This window comes from Microbispora catharanthi, assembly GCF_006334915.2.
In the GTDB taxonomy this organism is placed as follows: Bacteria; Actinomycetota; Actinomycetes; order Streptosporangiales; family Streptosporangiaceae; genus Microbispora; species Microbispora catharanthi.
Window position 1 is genome coordinate 38,427 of sequence record NZ_VDMA02000033.1, and the last position, 14,591, is coordinate 53,017.

Here is a 14,591-nt window from a genome sequence, read left to right on the forward strand (position 1 = left end):
ACCCGGGTGAGCTTGCGGCAGGACGGTGGCGAGCACGGGCCGGGACGTTCGTCCGCGCGCAGGAGACGAAGTTCCCTACCTCGCCGGCTGCGCGAGGCGAAGGGTGAGAGGGACTCCCGTAGTCGACATGTAGCGGGGTGGGCCATGTCGCGGTTGGTCAGGTGGTTCGCCGAGCTGGGCCGTACGGACGTCGGCCTGGTGGGCGGCAAGAACGCGGGCCTGGGGGAACTGACGCGCAACCTGGCCCGGGCGGGGGTTCGCGTGCCGGAGGGCTTCGCCCTCACCGCCGACGCCTATCGCCGGTTCACCCAGGTGAACGGGCTGAACGAAGTGATCGCGGAGCACATCGGCCGGCTGCGCCGAGGGGCCGACCTGCCGGACGTCGGCCGCGCGATACGGGACGCCATCCTGGCGGCCGAGCTTCCGGCGGCGGTCACGGAAGCCGTTGAGCAGGCATACGGCGAGCTGGCCGATCGCCTGGGGACCATCGACCCGGATGTCGCGGTGCGCAGCAGCGCGACCGCGGAAGACCTGCCGGAGGCCAGCTTCGCCGGGCAGCTGGAGAGCTTCCTCAACGTCAGCGGTGCGGCGGCGTTGCTCGGCGCCTGTCTTCGCTGTTACGCGTCCCTGTTCACCGACCGGGCCATCAGTTACCGGGAGGACAGCGGATTCGGTCACCTGGACGTCGCGTTGTCGGTCGGGGTGCAGCGCATGGTCCGCTCCGACCTGGGCGCCGCCGGAGTGATGTTCTCGATCGACACCGAGACCGGCTTCCCCCGCTCGGTCCTGATCGACGCCTCCTGGGGGCTGGGCGAGACGGTGGTCGGCGGCAGGGTGGATCCCGACGAGTACGTGGTGTTCAAGCCGCTCCTCGGCGACCCGGACCTGTGCCCCATCGTGTCGAAGACCCGGGGGCGCAAGGAACGCAAGGTGGTCTACGACGCGGCGGGAGGAACCCGCCAGCTCGACACCACAGAGGAAGAGGCGGTCCGGTACGCGCTGGACGACGAGGAGGTCATGCTGCTGGCCCGGTGGGCCATCGCGGTGGAGGGCCATTACGGCACCCCGATGGACATGGAATGGGCCAAGGACGGCAGGACCGGCGAGATCTTCCTCGTCCAGGCCCGCCCGGAGACCGTCCACCAGCGCCGGGAGGCGTCGCTGCTGCGCACCTACCGCATCCGCGACACCGGTGGACCGATGGCCGAGCCGCTGGTGAAGGGGCTGGCCATCGGAGACGCGATAGCGGCAGGACCGGTGTGCAACCTGACCAGCGCGGCGGAGATCGACCGCTTCGTGGCCGGATCGGTGCTCGTCACGAGGATCACCGACCCCGACTGGGAGCCGATCATGAAGAGGGCCGCGGCGATCGTCACCGACCACGGCGGCCGCACCTCTCACGCCGCCATCGTCAGCCGCGAACTCGGCGTCCCCGCGATCATCGGCACCGGCGACGCGACCACCCTGCTCGGTGACGGCATGACGGTGACCGTCTCCTGCGCCGAGGGCGACGAGGGCTTCGTCTACGAGGGCCTGCGCGACTACGAGGACGAGGAGATCAGCCTGGAGGACATCCCGGCCACCAGGACCAGGGTCATGCTCAACCTGGCCAACCCGGCCGCGGCCTTCCGCTGGTGGCGGCTGCCCGCCGACGGCGTCGGCCTGGCCCGGATGGAGTTCATCGTCAACAACCACGTCAAGATCCACCCCATGGCCCTGGTGCACCCCGGCCGTGTCGAGGAGGACGCCCGCCGCCGGATCACCGAGCTCACCCGGGGCTACGACGACCTGACCGAGTACTTCGTCGAGCGACTGGCCCACGGCATCGCCCGCATCGCCGCCTCCCGCTGGCCCGACCCCGTGATCGTACGAATGAGCGACTTCAAGACCAACGAATACGCCCGGCTCGTCGGCGGGCGGCGGTTCGAGCCCCACGAGGAGAATCCGATGCTCGGGTGGCGCGGGGCGAGCCGCTACTACACGGAGGGATACCGGGAGGGCTTCGCCCTCGAATGCCGTGCCATCCGCCGGGTGCGGGAGCGCATCGGGCTCACCAACGTCATCGTGATGATCCCGTTCTGCCGTACGCTCGAGGAGGCCGACCGGGTCCTGCGGGTCATGGCCGAGGAGAACCTGGGGCGGGGCCGAGGCGGCCTGGAGGTCTACGCCATGGCCGAGATCCCGGCCAACATCATCCTGGCCGAGGAGTTCGCCGACCGCTTCGACGGGTTCTCCATCGGCAGCAACGACCTCACCCAGCTCACCCTGGGGGTCGACCGGGACTCCGCCGAGCTGGCGCATCTGTTCGACGAACGCAATCCCGCCCTCACCCGCAGCATCGAGCACCTCATCTCGGCCGCGCACGCCAAGAGGCGCAAGGTCGGGCTCTGCGGGCAACGTCCCAGCGACGACCCGGACTTCGCCCGGTTCCTGGTCGAGGCGGGCATCGACTCGATCTCCGTCGCACCCGACAGCTTCTTCTCGGTAAAAGAGAACGTCGCCGCGGCCGAACGCGGACAGGAGCGCCGGGAACCTGCCTCAGCGGTCCGCGGAGCGCGGTCGTGGCCGCCGGCCTGATTGCCGGCGAGGAACTGGAGGCGTGCATCGAACTGGGAGCTCGCCCCTATCCCGCCGGAACGCGGACCCGCCCCTGATCCCTGAAGATCGTGCGGCGGCTACGGCGCGAGCGTCTCCACCGAGAGAAGGTCGCGCATCGACACCATGCCGATCAGGCGCCCGTCCTGGTCCACCGGGATGTGGCGGATGCCGTGATCGAGCATGCGGCGGGCCACCTCGCGCGTATCCTCGTCCAAGGTCGCGGTCTTGATGTCCGACGACGCGCACATTCCCGCGCTCAGCCCGGCGGGATCGTCGGATGTGGCAAGTGCCGTCACGAGGTCCCGTTCTGTGATCACTCCGGTGACCCGGTCCCCTTCGAGCACGGCGAGCGCGCCGATGTTCTTCTCCGTCATCCGGCGCGCCACCTCGGGCAGCTTCGCACTCACCGGACAGCCGAACACCAGGGGACGGTAAACGTTGGCGATACGCATGCGGCCTCCCCTCCTCACCAGCACATCCAGCCAACCACACCGCCCGGGGACGCCGGTCAGCCGCTGGGCGTGATGAGCCCGTAGTGGCCGTCGTAGCGGTGGTAGACGACGTTGCCCCGGCCCGTCCGCCTGTCGGCGAAGAACACGAAGGGCAGGCCGCTCGTCTCCAGCCGGGCCGTGGCCTCCTCCAGGGTGTGGACCGGTGCGGGCGTGGTGCTGACGGTGAGCGGCACGGACACCGGGCCCAGACCATCGGGGCGGGGCGACACCTGCGCCAGCCGGTAGGCCTCTCCGCTGCGGTAGATGACGCTGTCCTGACCGGTGTCCACCTCCCGGAACAGGTGGAAGTCGTAGTCGAGCTGCTCCATGTCGAAGGCGGCCTCGTCAGGGGTCGCCCAGGCGAGTTCGTACGCCTTGTGCCGTACGACCTGCCGCTCGCCGGATGGCCGGGGGAAGTACGGCAGCGGGTGGCGGGGCGGGCTCGAACGCCGCCACTCCTGGTCGACGTCCAAGGGATATCGCCCGCGCAGGTCCTCCCAGTCCCGGGACCTACGGCGCAGCCGGACCCGGAGCCTGTCCTCCAGGAGGCGGATGGCCTGGTGCATGTGCTCGCCGACCGCCTGGGCGCGGACGAGCCGCCCGTTCACGTCGAGGTTGGCCTGGGCGACGCAGGGACGGGGGACGGCCGGGTCGGCCGAGACACCGAGCTTCACCCGGGCGTAGAGCACCGGTTCGTGCGCGAGCGCGGTCAGGGCCGCGACCGTCTCGCGAGCCTCGTCGGCCGAACCGGCCGGGACCGGTCCCCTGGTCTCGACCCGTATCTCGGAGGGATCGAGTGCACTCACGGGAGAACGGCGTTCCATACCGGATCACCTCCGCCATCGGCCGCGGTCGTCGGGCCTGGTTCCCGTCCCGCGCTGCGTCATCGAGCTCAACTCCGGTCGGCGGAGGTGCGGCCGCCGGCGGTCAGTCGAGCGCGTAGACGCGGTGGACGAACTCCGCGAGCTTGCTGTCCGGCAACTCCTTGGCCAGATCCGCCTCGCTGATGATGCCGACCAGACGATGACGTGCGATCACGGGCAGGCGCTTGATGTGGTGCTCCTCCATCGCGAACAGCGCCTCCTCCACGCTGGCGTCGGCATCGACCCATACCAGGCCACGGGCCAGTTCCCCGGCGGTCGTCCGGTCGATGTCCATGCCGTGCGCGCAGCACATGACCACGATGTCGCGGTCGGTGATGATCCCCTTGAGCCGGTCGTCGTCCCCGCAGATGGGCAGCGCGCCGACTCCCAGGTCGGCCATCATCTGCGTGGCCGTGCGCAGCGTTTCGTGTTCACCGATGCACTGAACGCCTTCGTGCATCACGTCCCGCGCCTTCTTGCCCATATCCGTTACGCTCATCGGTGCCCCCGAGACACAGTGAATGATTCGCGTCCCAGCACTTATACCCACCCTGGCCATGAGCAGTAGCCGACGCCATGGGTGTACCGGCCGGCGATACCCGCGACGCCTCCGATCTCGCGCGGTAGGAGACCGGCTTCGGCCAGGACGTTCGTCCACAAGTGAGCGGACGAAATTCTCTACCTTCCCGCACTGCGCGAAGCGAGGCTCACGAGTAGGAGGCTCCGCCCGACGTCACGGGGACATGTGACAGGACGCCTCCCTGCACGCCGGTCGGGAGGGATCGGTCAGATCGAAGCCCGGGTCGTCAGCAGTGGCGACTACGTGTGGATTGGGGCCAGCGATGCCAAATCTCGGCATTGCCATCGTGCGGCAGTACGAGCGAGGTGTGGTGTTCCGGCTCGGCAAAGTCCGCGACGTCCGCGATCCCGGTCTGCGGTTCATGATCCCCCTGGTCGACCGCATGCGGAAGGTGAGCCTCCGCACGGTGACCATGCCCATCCCCTCTCAGCAGATCATCACCCGCGACAACGTCTCCATCGGCGTCGCCGCAGTCGCGTACTTCCGCCGGGTGGACCCCGTGAAGTCGATCGTGGAGATCGAGAACGTCGAGACGGCCATCGGTCAGATCGCTCAGACAACCGTCCGCAACGTGGTCGGGCGCTCCCTGCTCGACCAGGTGCTCACCGACACCGAGACGCTCAACGAGTCGATCAAACAGATCCTCGATCGCATCACGCAGCAGTGGGGCGTCTACGTCCTTCTGGTGGAGCTCAAGGACATCGAACTGCCGCCCTCTATGCAGCGGGCGATGGCCCGCCAGGCCGAAGCCGAACGTGAGAAGCGCGCCAAGATCATCGCGGCGGAGGGTGAGGCGCTGTCCGCCGGCAAGCTGGCCGAGGCCGCCGATGTCATCGCCGCCCATCCGATCGCGTTGCAACTGCGCAATCTCCAGGTCCTGAGCGAGATCGCCGTGGAGCACAACTCCACCATCGTGTTCCCCGCCCAGTTCCTCAGCACGGTGCGCGCGTTGTCGCAGTTCGTGGGCGCGGAGGGCGCCAAGGTCGAAGAGCCGACACTCGTGCCATGACATCGGGCCGCACCGTGAGCCGATGGCTCGACCCGCCACGAGATCAACCGTCCGCATCGATCCAGGGGGAGTGGAGGTTTCCTGACATGGAGACTAAGCGGTGGACCGTGCAGATCTACCTCTCAGAGCACGGCGACGACACCTTCGCCAAAGCGGTGCTGACCACCGGGGACGGCCATCTGGCCGGTGCGGGACACGCACGCCGCAACCCCGTCGACCCCTCGGTCCCCGAAATCGGCGACGAGCTCGCCACGGCCCGCGCGCTTGCCGACTTGGCGGACAAGCTCCTTGTCATCACGTCCAGGGACATCGCCCAGGTCGCCCCGCCCGTGGAGCGGAACAGTCTGTGGTAGCCGGTAGCCGGTAGCCGCATGTCCGCACCAGCCCGAATCCCGGCCGGATTCGTTCGCGGATCTCGGGACGTCGCAATCGGGTGAGATAGGTCATGAAGCTTGTACAGGAGACACCCTTTCGGTTCCGGATCGAGCGGCAGGCGCCGATGCGGGTGCCGGGAGTCGTGTTCGTCTCCCGGGACCTGATGCCCGAGGAGCAGGCCCTTCAGCAGATCGTCAACGTGGCCACCCTGCCCGGCATCGTCGGCGCCTCCTACGGGATGCCCGACCTGCACTGGGGATACGGCTTTCCGATCGGGGGCGTGGCGGCCACGGACGTGTCGGCGGGCGGAGTGGTCTCCCCCGGGGGTGTGGGGTTCGACATCTCCTGCGGGGTGCGTCTGCTGGCCGCCGACCTGCACCGCGAAGGACTCGTGCCCGTCATGGACCGGCTGATGGACGACCTGGACGCGGCCACACCCCGTGGGCTCGGCGGAGGCGGAGTGTGGCGTCTGCCGGGCCCCGCCCAGCTCGACCGGGTGCTGCGCGAAGGAGCGTGCTTCGCCGTACGGGCGGGGCACGGCGAGGCTCGCGATCTGGACCGCTGTGAGGATCAGGGAGCCGTGGCCGGCGCCGACCCCGGCCAGGTCGGCACCCGGGCGGTGGAACGAGGCCTGCTCCAGGTCGGCAGTCTCGGCTCCGGCAACCATTTCCTGGAGGTCCAGGCGGTCGAGGAGATCTACGACGAGGCGGTGGCGGCCGCGTTCGGTCTGCGGCTCGGCCAGGTGTGCGTGATGATCCACTGCGGATCACGCGGCCTGGGACATCAGATCTGCACCGATCACGTACGCGCGATGGACAAAGCCATGATCGACTACGGCATCGGTGTGCCGGACCGGCAGCTGGCCTGCGTCCCGGTGGACTCGCCGGAAGGCCGCGGCTACCTGGGCGCGATGGCCGCGGCGGCCAACTACGGCCGGGCCAACCGGCAACTGCTTGCCGAGGCGGCCCGGCGGGCGTTCCGTCAGGTCGCCGGCGCCGCTCTGGCCCTGGTCTACGACGTGTCGCACAACCTGGCCAAGGTGGAAGAGCACGACGGGAGGCGGCTGTGCGTGCACCGCAAGGGCGCGACCCGCGCGCTCCCGCCCCACCATCCCGATCTGCCGGCGGATCTGGCGCCGTTCGGCCAGCCCGTGTTCATCCCCGGCACCATGGGCACCGCCTCCTACGTGCTCACCGGCGTGCCCGGCGGGCACGCCTTCCACTCCACCTGCCACGGCGCCGGTCGCGTCCAGAGCCGCCATCAGGCCGCGCGCTCCACCAGCGGACGGGAGCTGCGCGCGCGGTTGGAGGGCCGGGGCATCGCCGTACGCGGATCCTCCTGGCGTGGCCTCGCCGAAGAGAAGCCGGACGCCTACAAGGACGTGGACGCCGTGGTCGCGGCGAGCGTCGGAGCCGGGCTCTGCCGCATGGTCGCGCGGCTCGTCCCGCTCGGCGTGGTGAAGGGCTGACCCGGTGGCCCGGCCCCACGGCGGTAGAGGCCCGGTCGGCGGGCGCGGCCACCGCTCGCTCCCCCACACCGCCGACGTCCGCCTGGAGGCATGGGCCCCCACCGCCGCCGAATGCGTCGCCGAGGCCGTCCGCGCCATGATCGACGGCTTCGCCGACCTCAGCCGAGCCGAGCGCCACGGCACGCGTACGCTCCACGTCGACCCGGCCCCGCCCGACGAGCAGCTCTTGACGGTGCTCGACGAGGTGATCTACCTCATGGACACGGCGGCCCGCGTCCCCTGCGAGATCGATGCGCACGAGGACGAGGCAGGCCTGTGGCTGACGCTGGGCATGACCGACGTGGCGGCCGTCCCCCAGATCGGCGCGGTGCCCAAGGCCGTCGCGCTCCACGGCCTGCGTTTCAATCACGGACCGCACGGATGGGTCTGCGCCGTGACCTTGGACGTGTAGACGACCGGCACTCGCCGTCGTCCGGCACTCGCCGTCGTCCGGCACGGAGCGGTTCGGCAGGGGAACAGTGAATGTCGGGCCGGCGGGCGCGGCATACTCTCCGTCCGCGGGGTACGGCCCCACAACATGGTGCAGGTCGTCACTCGAGAAGCCGTGCAGGATCTTCTCTCAGCCGGGCGGGCTCAGCTGGTCGAAGTGCTCCCCAGGGAGCAGTTTGACTGGGCGCACCTCCCGTCCGCAGTCAACCACCCGTTGCGGGATCTCGACGACCTGTCCGCCGCTGCGCTGGACAGGTCTCGACCGATCATCGTCTACTGCCACGACTGGCTCTGCGATCTAAGTCCCCGAGCGGCCCACCGCCTGGAGAGGCTGGGTTTTGACACCGTCCACGACTACTCGCCGGGCAAGATGGACTGGATCTCCGCCGATCTTCCCTATGAGGGGAACGCTGCCCTGGTGAGAGAGCAGGTGCGTCGTGACCCGGTGATCGCTTACCTGGAGGACCCGCTTGCGGAAGTAGCGGACAGGATCATCGCGGATCCGGCAGGGCTGGCTGTGGTGATCGGCAGGGATGGCGTCGTTCACGGGGTGATCGGTGCGCGTGAGCTGATCGGCGCGGATCCCACGGCCACGGCCGAGCGTGTCATGTGCGTCGGCGTCACGACCACCCGTCCGAGCGCGGAGGTCGCGAGGCTGACCGAGCGCATGGATCGCGCCGACGTCCGGCATGTCGTCGTGACCCGGGCGGACGGCACGCTCGTGGGTCTGTTCGGAATCGGCGACCTCCGGGCACCGGAATCGGAGCCCGATCTCGGGTAGCGGGCAACTCCGGCGCCGCACGAACGGCACGGATGCGGGCACAACTGCTGTAAGAGCCTTACCTGCCGATCGTCGGCCGGCAACGTGTGAGGGGTGGCGCCATGGCAGAGCCGATCGTCGTCGGCGTCGACGGATCGACGCCCTCGCTTCAGGCCGCCGGCTGGGCCGGTCGGGAAGCCGAGCTCCGCGGTGCGCCGTTGCGGATCGTGTACGTGACGCTGCGCTGGCCGTACTACGTGCCGCTCGTCCCGCAGCCGGCGAGCTGGGGAGCCGATGCCGAGGCGGCTGCGCGGACCGTGCTCGATCAGGCGACGGTCCACGCCAGAGCGGGCAGGCCGCATCTGCCGGTGTCGGCGGAGATCGTCGACGGCGCAGCGCCGGAGGCGCTCGTCGCAGCCGCGGAGGGCGCTCAGCTCATCGTCGTGGGAAACCGCGGCCGCGGCGGGTTCGCCGAGCTGCTGCTGGGGTCGGTGAGCCGCTACGTCACGGCCAGGGCTCCCTGCCCCGTCGCCGTCGTCCGGCAGACGAAAGAAGACGGCCGCGGTGAGATCACCGTTGGCGTCACCGGGCACCCCGATCAGGAACCCGTCCTGGAGTTCGCGTTCCGCGAAGCCGCGCTGCGGCATGCCGGCCTGCGTGCCGTGCACGCGTGGACGCATCCGGCCGCGACGGAACTGGACTACCTTCAGCCGCTCGTCTACGACGTGGACAGCGTCGGGGCGGAGGAGGCGCGCCTGCTCGCGGAGAGTATCGCCGGTCGGCGGGAGAACTTCCCCGACGTGACGCTCACCGAGCGCGTCGTGCGGGAGCATCCGGCCAAGGCCTTGATCGAGGCCTCCGCGGAGACGGACCTGGTCGTCATCGGGGCCCATACGGGAATGGCCACCTGGCTGGGCCTGGGCGCCACTGCTCACGCCGTGCTTCATCACGCTCGCGCGCCCGTGATCGTGGTCCGCCACTGACCGCTTGCCGCCGAGGCGGCCGAGGGAGGGGGTCACGCCGCGGCGCCTCCGGGCGGGGAGATCACCCTGGTCCACCGCCCGGGGCTGAGCCGCAAGCCGCGCAGGGTCGGCACAGCGAGATCGAGGAGGAGGCCATGGCCAGCGGACTGCTCACCGATCTGTACGAGATCAACATGGCGGCGAGCTACCTTCGCCGCGGCATGACCGGCAGGGCCACCTTCAGCCTGTTCGTCCGCAGGCTGCCCGCGAACCGCGGCTTCCTCGTCACCGCCGGCCTGGACGACTGCCTGGAATTCCTCGAAGGCTTCCACTTCACCGCCGCCGAACTCGACTACCTCGAACGCACCGGACAGTACGGCCACGACGTACTGCGAGGCCTGGAACGCATGCGCTTCACCGGGGACGTCTGGGCCGCACCGGAGGGATCCACGCTGTTCGCCGACGAGCCGATCATCGAGGTGAGCGGTCCGATCGCCGAGGCCCAACTGGCCGAGACCGTGCTGCTCAACCACATCACCTTCCAGACGACCGCGGCGACCAAGGCCGCCAGATGCGTGCTCGCCGCCGGCCGGGCACGGCTGATCGACTTCGCCTTCCGGCGCACCCAGGGAATCGGCGCCGCCATGTCGGTGGCACGGGCCTCCGCGATCGCCGGCTTCTCCGCCACCAGCAATGTCGAGGCGGCCCGGCGGTACGGCCTGCGCGCCGCCGGCACGATGGCGCACTCGTACATCCAGGCCTTCGGCGACGACGAAGCCGCATTCGCGGCGTTCGCCGCCGATCTGCCCGGTGCGAACACCTTCCTCGTCGACACCTACGACACCCTGACCGGCGTCCGGGCGGCCATCGCCGTGTCCCGGCGGATGCGACTGCCCGGGCCTCTGGTCGTACGGCTCGACTCCGGAGACCTGGCGGACCTGTCGCGGCAGGCCCGCCGGATGCTCGACGAAGCAGGGCTGCCCGACGCGGAGATCCTCGCCAGTGGCGGGCTGGACGAGTACGCCATCGACGACCTGGTGCGGCAGGGCGCACCGATCGACGTCTACGCGGTCGGCACGAAGATGGGCGTCTCGGCCGACGCGCCCTCGCTGAACAGCGCGTACAAGCTGGTCGACTACGGCGGGCGTCCGGTGATGAAGCTCTCCGCGGGGAAGGTCACCCTCCCCGGCGCCAAGCAGGTCTTCCGCGGGGAGACCGGCGACATCGTCGGCCTGCGCGACGAGCCCGCACCGCCCGGCCACCGCCCCCTGCTCGCCCCCGTGATGGAGGCGGGACGGCGGCTCGCCCCGAGCGAGGCGATCGCGACGTCGCGCGACCGCTGCGCCGCGGAACTCGCGCGCCTTCCGGCGCCCGCGCGGGCGTTGCGCGACCCGCGTGCGCCCCAGGTCCGCCACAGCGAACGCCTCACTCTGCTCTCCCAGCGCGTCCGCCACGAGACAGACGCGAGAACGGCGGCGATCCGGGGTGATCGAGGCTCCCGGTGACGGGTCTCCGTCGACAGGGCGGGCGGCGCCTGTGACGCCCGGCTCCACATGGTTCTCCTCCGGGACGTTCCGCGCCCTGGGACAGGTGGACGAGTTCAGACTGATCGTGGCCCGCCACCGGCCGGGGCACCGGCAGGCCACAGCCGAGGGGAGGAGCCGGTGCGCGGGGAATGTCTCCAGAAAGCAGATGTGGAGACGCTGTCTGGCGGCTCCTGGTCGCCGCCTGGCAACGACCGGGGACGGGGGCACCTCGATGAGGCCATGGGCGCAGGTCAAGGAGACGCACGCCGGGGTGGTGATCCTCCTCGGAGATCATGCTTTCAAGCTGAAGAAACCGGTGAATCTGGGCTTCCTGGACTTCACCACCCTGGAGGCCCGGCGGGCGATGTGCCGCAAGGAGGTCGAGCTCAACCGCCGGCTGGCGCCGGACGTCTACGAAGGAGTGGCCGACGTGGCCGGCCCGGACGGACGGGTCTGGGAGCACCTCGTGGTGATGCGGCGTATGCCGGACGAGCGCCGCCTTTCGGCGCTCGTCCGCGCGGGAGAACCGGTGGAGAACGCCGTGTGCCAGGTCGCGCGAATGATCGCGGGCATGCACGCCCGGTCCCCGCGCGGTCCCCGCATCGACGAGCAAGGGAGCGGGCGGGCACTGCGACTCCGCTGGACCGCGAGCTTCCGTGAGGTGCGGGCGCTGCCCGAGGCGGTCCTGGACGCCGAGGTCCTCGACGAGATCGAACGGCTCACGCTGCGCTTCCTCGACGGCCGGGAACCGCTCTTCGCCGCCCGGGTCGCGGCAGGCCGGATCGTGGACGGCCACGGCGATCTGCTCGCCGACGACATCTTCTGCCTGGACGACGGGCCTCGGATCCTGGACTGCCTGGAATTCGACGACCGGCTCCGCTTCGTCGACGGCCTGGACGACGCCGCCTTCCTGGCCATGGATCTGGAGCGGCTCGGCGCGCCTCGCCTCGCAGAGCTGTTCCTGCGCTGGTACGCCGAGTTCTCCGGAGACCCCTCGCCGCCATCGCTGTGGCATCACTACGTCGCCTACCGGGCCTTCGTCCGCGCCAAGGTCGCCTGCCTGCGCCATGGCCAGGGAGACTCCACAGCGGCGTGGGAGGCCCGGCGTCTCGCCGAGCTCACGCTGGGCCATCTCCAGGCGGGCGCGGTCACCCTGGTCCTCGTCGGCGGGCTCCCGGGAACCGGAAAATCGACTCTGGCCGCCGCCGTCGCCGACCGGCTCGGCTGCACGCTGCTGACCAGCGACCGCCTTCGTAAGGAGCTCGCCGGCATATCGCCACACCAGCCCGCGGCCGCCCCCTTCGGCGAAGGCATCTACTGCGCGGAGTCCACCCGACGGACCTATGCCGAGCTGTTGTCCAGGGCCGGGAGACTACTCGGCCTCGGCGAGCCGGTCGTCGTCGACGCCTCCTGGACGGACGCCGCGTGCCGCACCGCCGCGGTGGACCTGGCCCGGCGTGCCTCCGCCGATCTCCTGGCGCTGTGCTGCACCGCCCCTCCGCGGGTGACCGCCGAACGCCTCGCGCGCCGCACCGGCGGGATATCGGACGCGGACCAGGCAATCGCCGCGGCGATGACGGCGACGATGGCGCCCTGGCCGGACGCGACCGAGATCGACACCGATACGCCCCCGGAACAGACACTGGAGCGGGCGATGAGGGCGATCCGCGCCCGCTGGGCCGGCGTGCCACGGCGGTTTCGGCGTCCCCGGATGGAACCGGGCTGAACCACCACACGTGTGGTTTGCCCGTCTACCCCCGTTTGGGATGAAGGCTGCGCACGACGGCCACAGGTCCTTCCGCATGGTGAAGGACGGCATGGCTGACCGAGCCGAGGCGGAGCTTGGCAAAGCCGCCGCGTCCTCTGGCTCCGACGACGAGAAGCTCCGCGTCGCTCGACGCCTCGACCAGAACCGACGCGGGGACGCCTTCGATCACCTCTTCGGCCACTGGAACGTCCGGGAACTTGGCCTTCCACCCCGCCAGCGACTCCGACAGGAGCCTGGCGCCTTCTCGTTCGACCGCCGTCATGTCGTAGCGGATCGGGCGCACCTCCCTCGGGTACGCGGGGTGGGCCCAGGCGTGCACGGCACGCAGGCCGACCGAGCGCAGAGACGCCTCCTCGAACGCGAATCCCACGGCGTCCACGGAGGCTTCCGAGCCGTCGACACCGACGACGATCCCGGATCGGCCGGGCCCGATGTCCGGCTTCTCGGGCACGATGACGACAGGGCACGCGGCGTGTTCCGCCATCTGACGGCTCGCCGAACCGAGCAGCAACCGCGTGAAACCCCCGGTGCCGTGCGAGCCCAGCACCAGCAGGGCGGCGTCGGCCGCCTCCTGAAGTAGCGTGGCGGAGACGGGGCCGATCCCGAGCCTGCAGCCGACGTCGACGGATGCGAAAGTGCGGGCGCGGTCCTCGGCGATCCTGAGGACCTCCAGTCCTGCGGCCTCCGGCCGTGGCGCCTCCTGGCCGGGTTCTCGGATCGCGACGTTGTACTCCCAGCGGACCGCGATGTGCACGATGCGCAACGGCAGACGCCTGCGCCCGGCTTCAGCGGCGGCCCAGTCCACGGCGCACAGGGCCTGTGCCGATCCGTCCACGCCGACCACGATGAGTTTGCCCATGGCGTGTTCTCCCGTCGCGAGCGTTGGTGGTCGATCCTGATCGAGAGGTCTCATCCAGGCGGCTCCCACGGCAGGTTGGGCTCGACCACTTCCTGGAGCGCGTGCTGCTGGGGGGCTATCTTCCTGACCGCGATCTGGTTGAGACAGTGGCTGAGCCTGGCCAGGGCTCTGGCTGTGGCGATTTCGTCGCCTATCTCGGGGATCGACTGGTCGTCCGGGCTGCGGTGAGCGTGACCGGCGCCCGTGACGTCGACTCCGTCGGCCGTGGTCAGCCTGGCGCAGGCGTAGGTCTCATCGTCCTGCTCGGTGATGTCGATGCCGATGTTCCAGCGCTTGGTTGTCATCCTGCCTCCCCGTGACGCGAACCCGGGAAAGTCGGATCTGCCGCGTCTCACCGGCCACAGAGGCCGCGCGAGGGCGGCGTCGGCATGCCTCTCCCCCTGGCACTCACACAGCGGGGGCGGCAGGCCCTGCATCCGGCGTTTCCACGGTGAAACACCTGGAGGCGTTGTCACCTACCGCGCTCTCCGTATTCGCGACCGTGCACCACGTGGGCACCCGGCCCCGGGAAGATGAGAGTCTCATGCTTCTCGTCCAACCACCTCACCACATACGGCGGGGACCCGTCGCTGTGATGAAGGCCCGTGATGATGCCGGTGCGGCGAGGCCCGTCGAGGTGGCGGCTCTCGATGATCAATCGGTCGCCGACTGCCGCTTTCATGGCTGCCCCATCTCTCCCTAATTCCGCTGCCGACCGGGGTCGCGACCTCGGTCGTGATCGGCGCCCAGCGGTGTGCCAGGCCCATTGCCGCTATTCAGCCTGGTTGGGGTCGCTCCTGCTGC

General features: G+C 70.1%; 15 protein-coding genes. 9 read left to right on the forward strand and 6 right to left on the reverse strand.

Annotated features, from left to right (window positions below; translation table 11 throughout):
- Positions 1 to 144 precede the first annotated feature (144 nt).
- Positions 145 to 2,577, forward strand: coding sequence for a phosphoenolpyruvate synthase (gene ppsA, locus FH610_RS38885; protein ID WP_139580241.1), 2,433 nt, complete (start codon positions 145 to 147; stop codon positions 2,575 to 2,577).
- A gap of 98 nt (positions 2,578 to 2,675) precedes the next feature.
- Here the strand turns inward: ppsA and FH610_RS38890 are convergent, their stop codons facing one another.
- The 3 genes from FH610_RS38890 to FH610_RS38900 all read right to left on the reverse strand — a co-directional run bounded on the left by FH610_RS38890 (position 2,676) and on the right by FH610_RS38900 (position 4,436).
- Entirely contained in the window at positions 2,676 to 3,050 is a 375-nt protein-coding gene (locus FH610_RS38890) for a CBS domain-containing protein (RefSeq protein WP_139580242.1), read from the reverse strand.
- A gap of 56 nt (positions 3,051 to 3,106) precedes the next feature.
- The gene (locus FH610_RS38895; RefSeq protein WP_240809452.1) at positions 3,107 to 3,895 is read right to left on the reverse strand and encodes a sigma 54 modulation/S30EA ribosomal C-terminal domain-containing protein; all 789 of its coding nucleotides are present in this window, start codon (positions 3,893 to 3,895) and stop codon (positions 3,107 to 3,109) included.
- A 121-nt stretch (positions 3,896 to 4,016) separates the two neighbouring features.
- On the reverse strand, positions 4,017 to 4,436 hold the full coding sequence (locus tag FH610_RS38900) for a CBS domain-containing protein (RefSeq protein WP_139580244.1): 420 nt from the start codon (positions 4,434 to 4,436) through the stop codon (positions 4,017 to 4,019).
- Positions 4,437 to 4,818: 382 nt separating this feature from the next.
- On the opposite strand from FH610_RS38900, the gene FH610_RS38905 reads away from it, so the two are divergent.
- The 8 genes from FH610_RS38905 to FH610_RS38940 all read left to right on the forward strand — a co-directional run bounded on the left by FH610_RS38905 (position 4,819) and on the right by FH610_RS38940 (position 12,847).
- Positions 4,819 to 5,541 (forward strand): slipin family protein, encoded by a 723-nt coding sequence (locus FH610_RS38905; protein WP_205826372.1) that lies wholly within the window; start codon positions 4,819 to 4,821, stop codon positions 5,539 to 5,541.
- 86 nt (positions 5,542 to 5,627) lie between these two features.
- The gene (locus FH610_RS38910; protein WP_139580246.1) at positions 5,628 to 5,894 is read left to right on the forward strand and encodes a DUF1876 domain-containing protein; all 267 of its coding nucleotides are present in this window, start codon (positions 5,628 to 5,630) and stop codon (positions 5,892 to 5,894) included.
- A 92-nt stretch (positions 5,895 to 5,986) separates the two neighbouring features.
- Positions 5,987 to 7,384: an RtcB family protein gene (locus FH610_RS38915; RefSeq protein WP_139580247.1), complete on the forward strand. Its 1,398-nt coding sequence runs from the start codon at positions 5,987 to 5,989 to the stop codon at positions 7,382 to 7,384.
- A 4-nt stretch (positions 7,385 to 7,388) separates the two neighbouring features.
- Positions 7,389 to 7,835, forward strand: coding sequence for an archease (locus FH610_RS38920; protein ID WP_139580248.1), 447 nt, complete (start codon positions 7,389 to 7,391; stop codon positions 7,833 to 7,835).
- A 126-nt stretch (positions 7,836 to 7,961) separates the two neighbouring features.
- Positions 7,962 to 8,654 carry a rhodanese-like domain-containing protein gene (locus tag FH610_RS38925; RefSeq protein WP_139580249.1) on the forward strand — a complete coding sequence of 231 codons (693 nt, stop codon included), beginning with the start codon at positions 7,962 to 7,964 and terminating at the stop codon, positions 8,652 to 8,654.
- Positions 8,655 to 8,755: 101 nt separating this feature from the next.
- Positions 8,756 to 9,616 (forward strand): universal stress protein, encoded by an 861-nt coding sequence (locus FH610_RS38930; RefSeq protein ID WP_139580250.1) that lies wholly within the window; start codon positions 8,756 to 8,758, stop codon positions 9,614 to 9,616.
- Positions 9,617 to 9,750: 134 nt separating this feature from the next.
- Positions 9,751 to 11,100 (forward strand): nicotinate phosphoribosyltransferase, encoded by a 1,350-nt coding sequence (locus tag FH610_RS38935; RefSeq protein ID WP_139580251.1) that lies wholly within the window; start codon positions 9,751 to 9,753, stop codon positions 11,098 to 11,100.
- Between the two features lie 253 nt (positions 11,101 to 11,353).
- Complete coding sequence (locus FH610_RS38940) at positions 11,354 to 12,847, forward strand: bifunctional aminoglycoside phosphotransferase/ATP-binding protein (RefSeq protein ID WP_167538824.1); 1,494 nt, start codon at positions 11,354 to 11,356, stop codon at positions 12,845 to 12,847.
- Between the two features lie 25 nt (positions 12,848 to 12,872).
- On the opposite strand, the gene FH610_RS38945 is transcribed toward FH610_RS38940, so the two are convergent.
- The 3 genes from FH610_RS38945 to FH610_RS38955 form a co-directional block, all read right to left on the reverse strand.
- A complete protein-coding gene (locus FH610_RS38945) occupies positions 12,873 to 13,748 on the reverse strand; it encodes a universal stress protein (RefSeq protein ID WP_139580252.1) in 876 nt (291 codons plus the stop codon).
- A 50-nt stretch (positions 13,749 to 13,798) separates the two neighbouring features.
- Positions 13,799 to 14,092, reverse strand: a complete 294-nt coding sequence (locus FH610_RS38950; RefSeq protein WP_139580253.1) for a DUF1876 domain-containing protein — start codon at positions 14,090 to 14,092, stop codon at positions 13,799 to 13,801.
- 167 nt (positions 14,093 to 14,259) lie between these two features.
- A complete protein-coding gene (locus FH610_RS38955) occupies positions 14,260 to 14,469 on the reverse strand; it encodes a DUF1918 domain-containing protein (RefSeq protein ID WP_139580254.1) in 210 nt (69 codons plus the stop codon).
- Between the last annotated feature and the right edge of the window lie 122 nt (positions 14,470 to 14,591).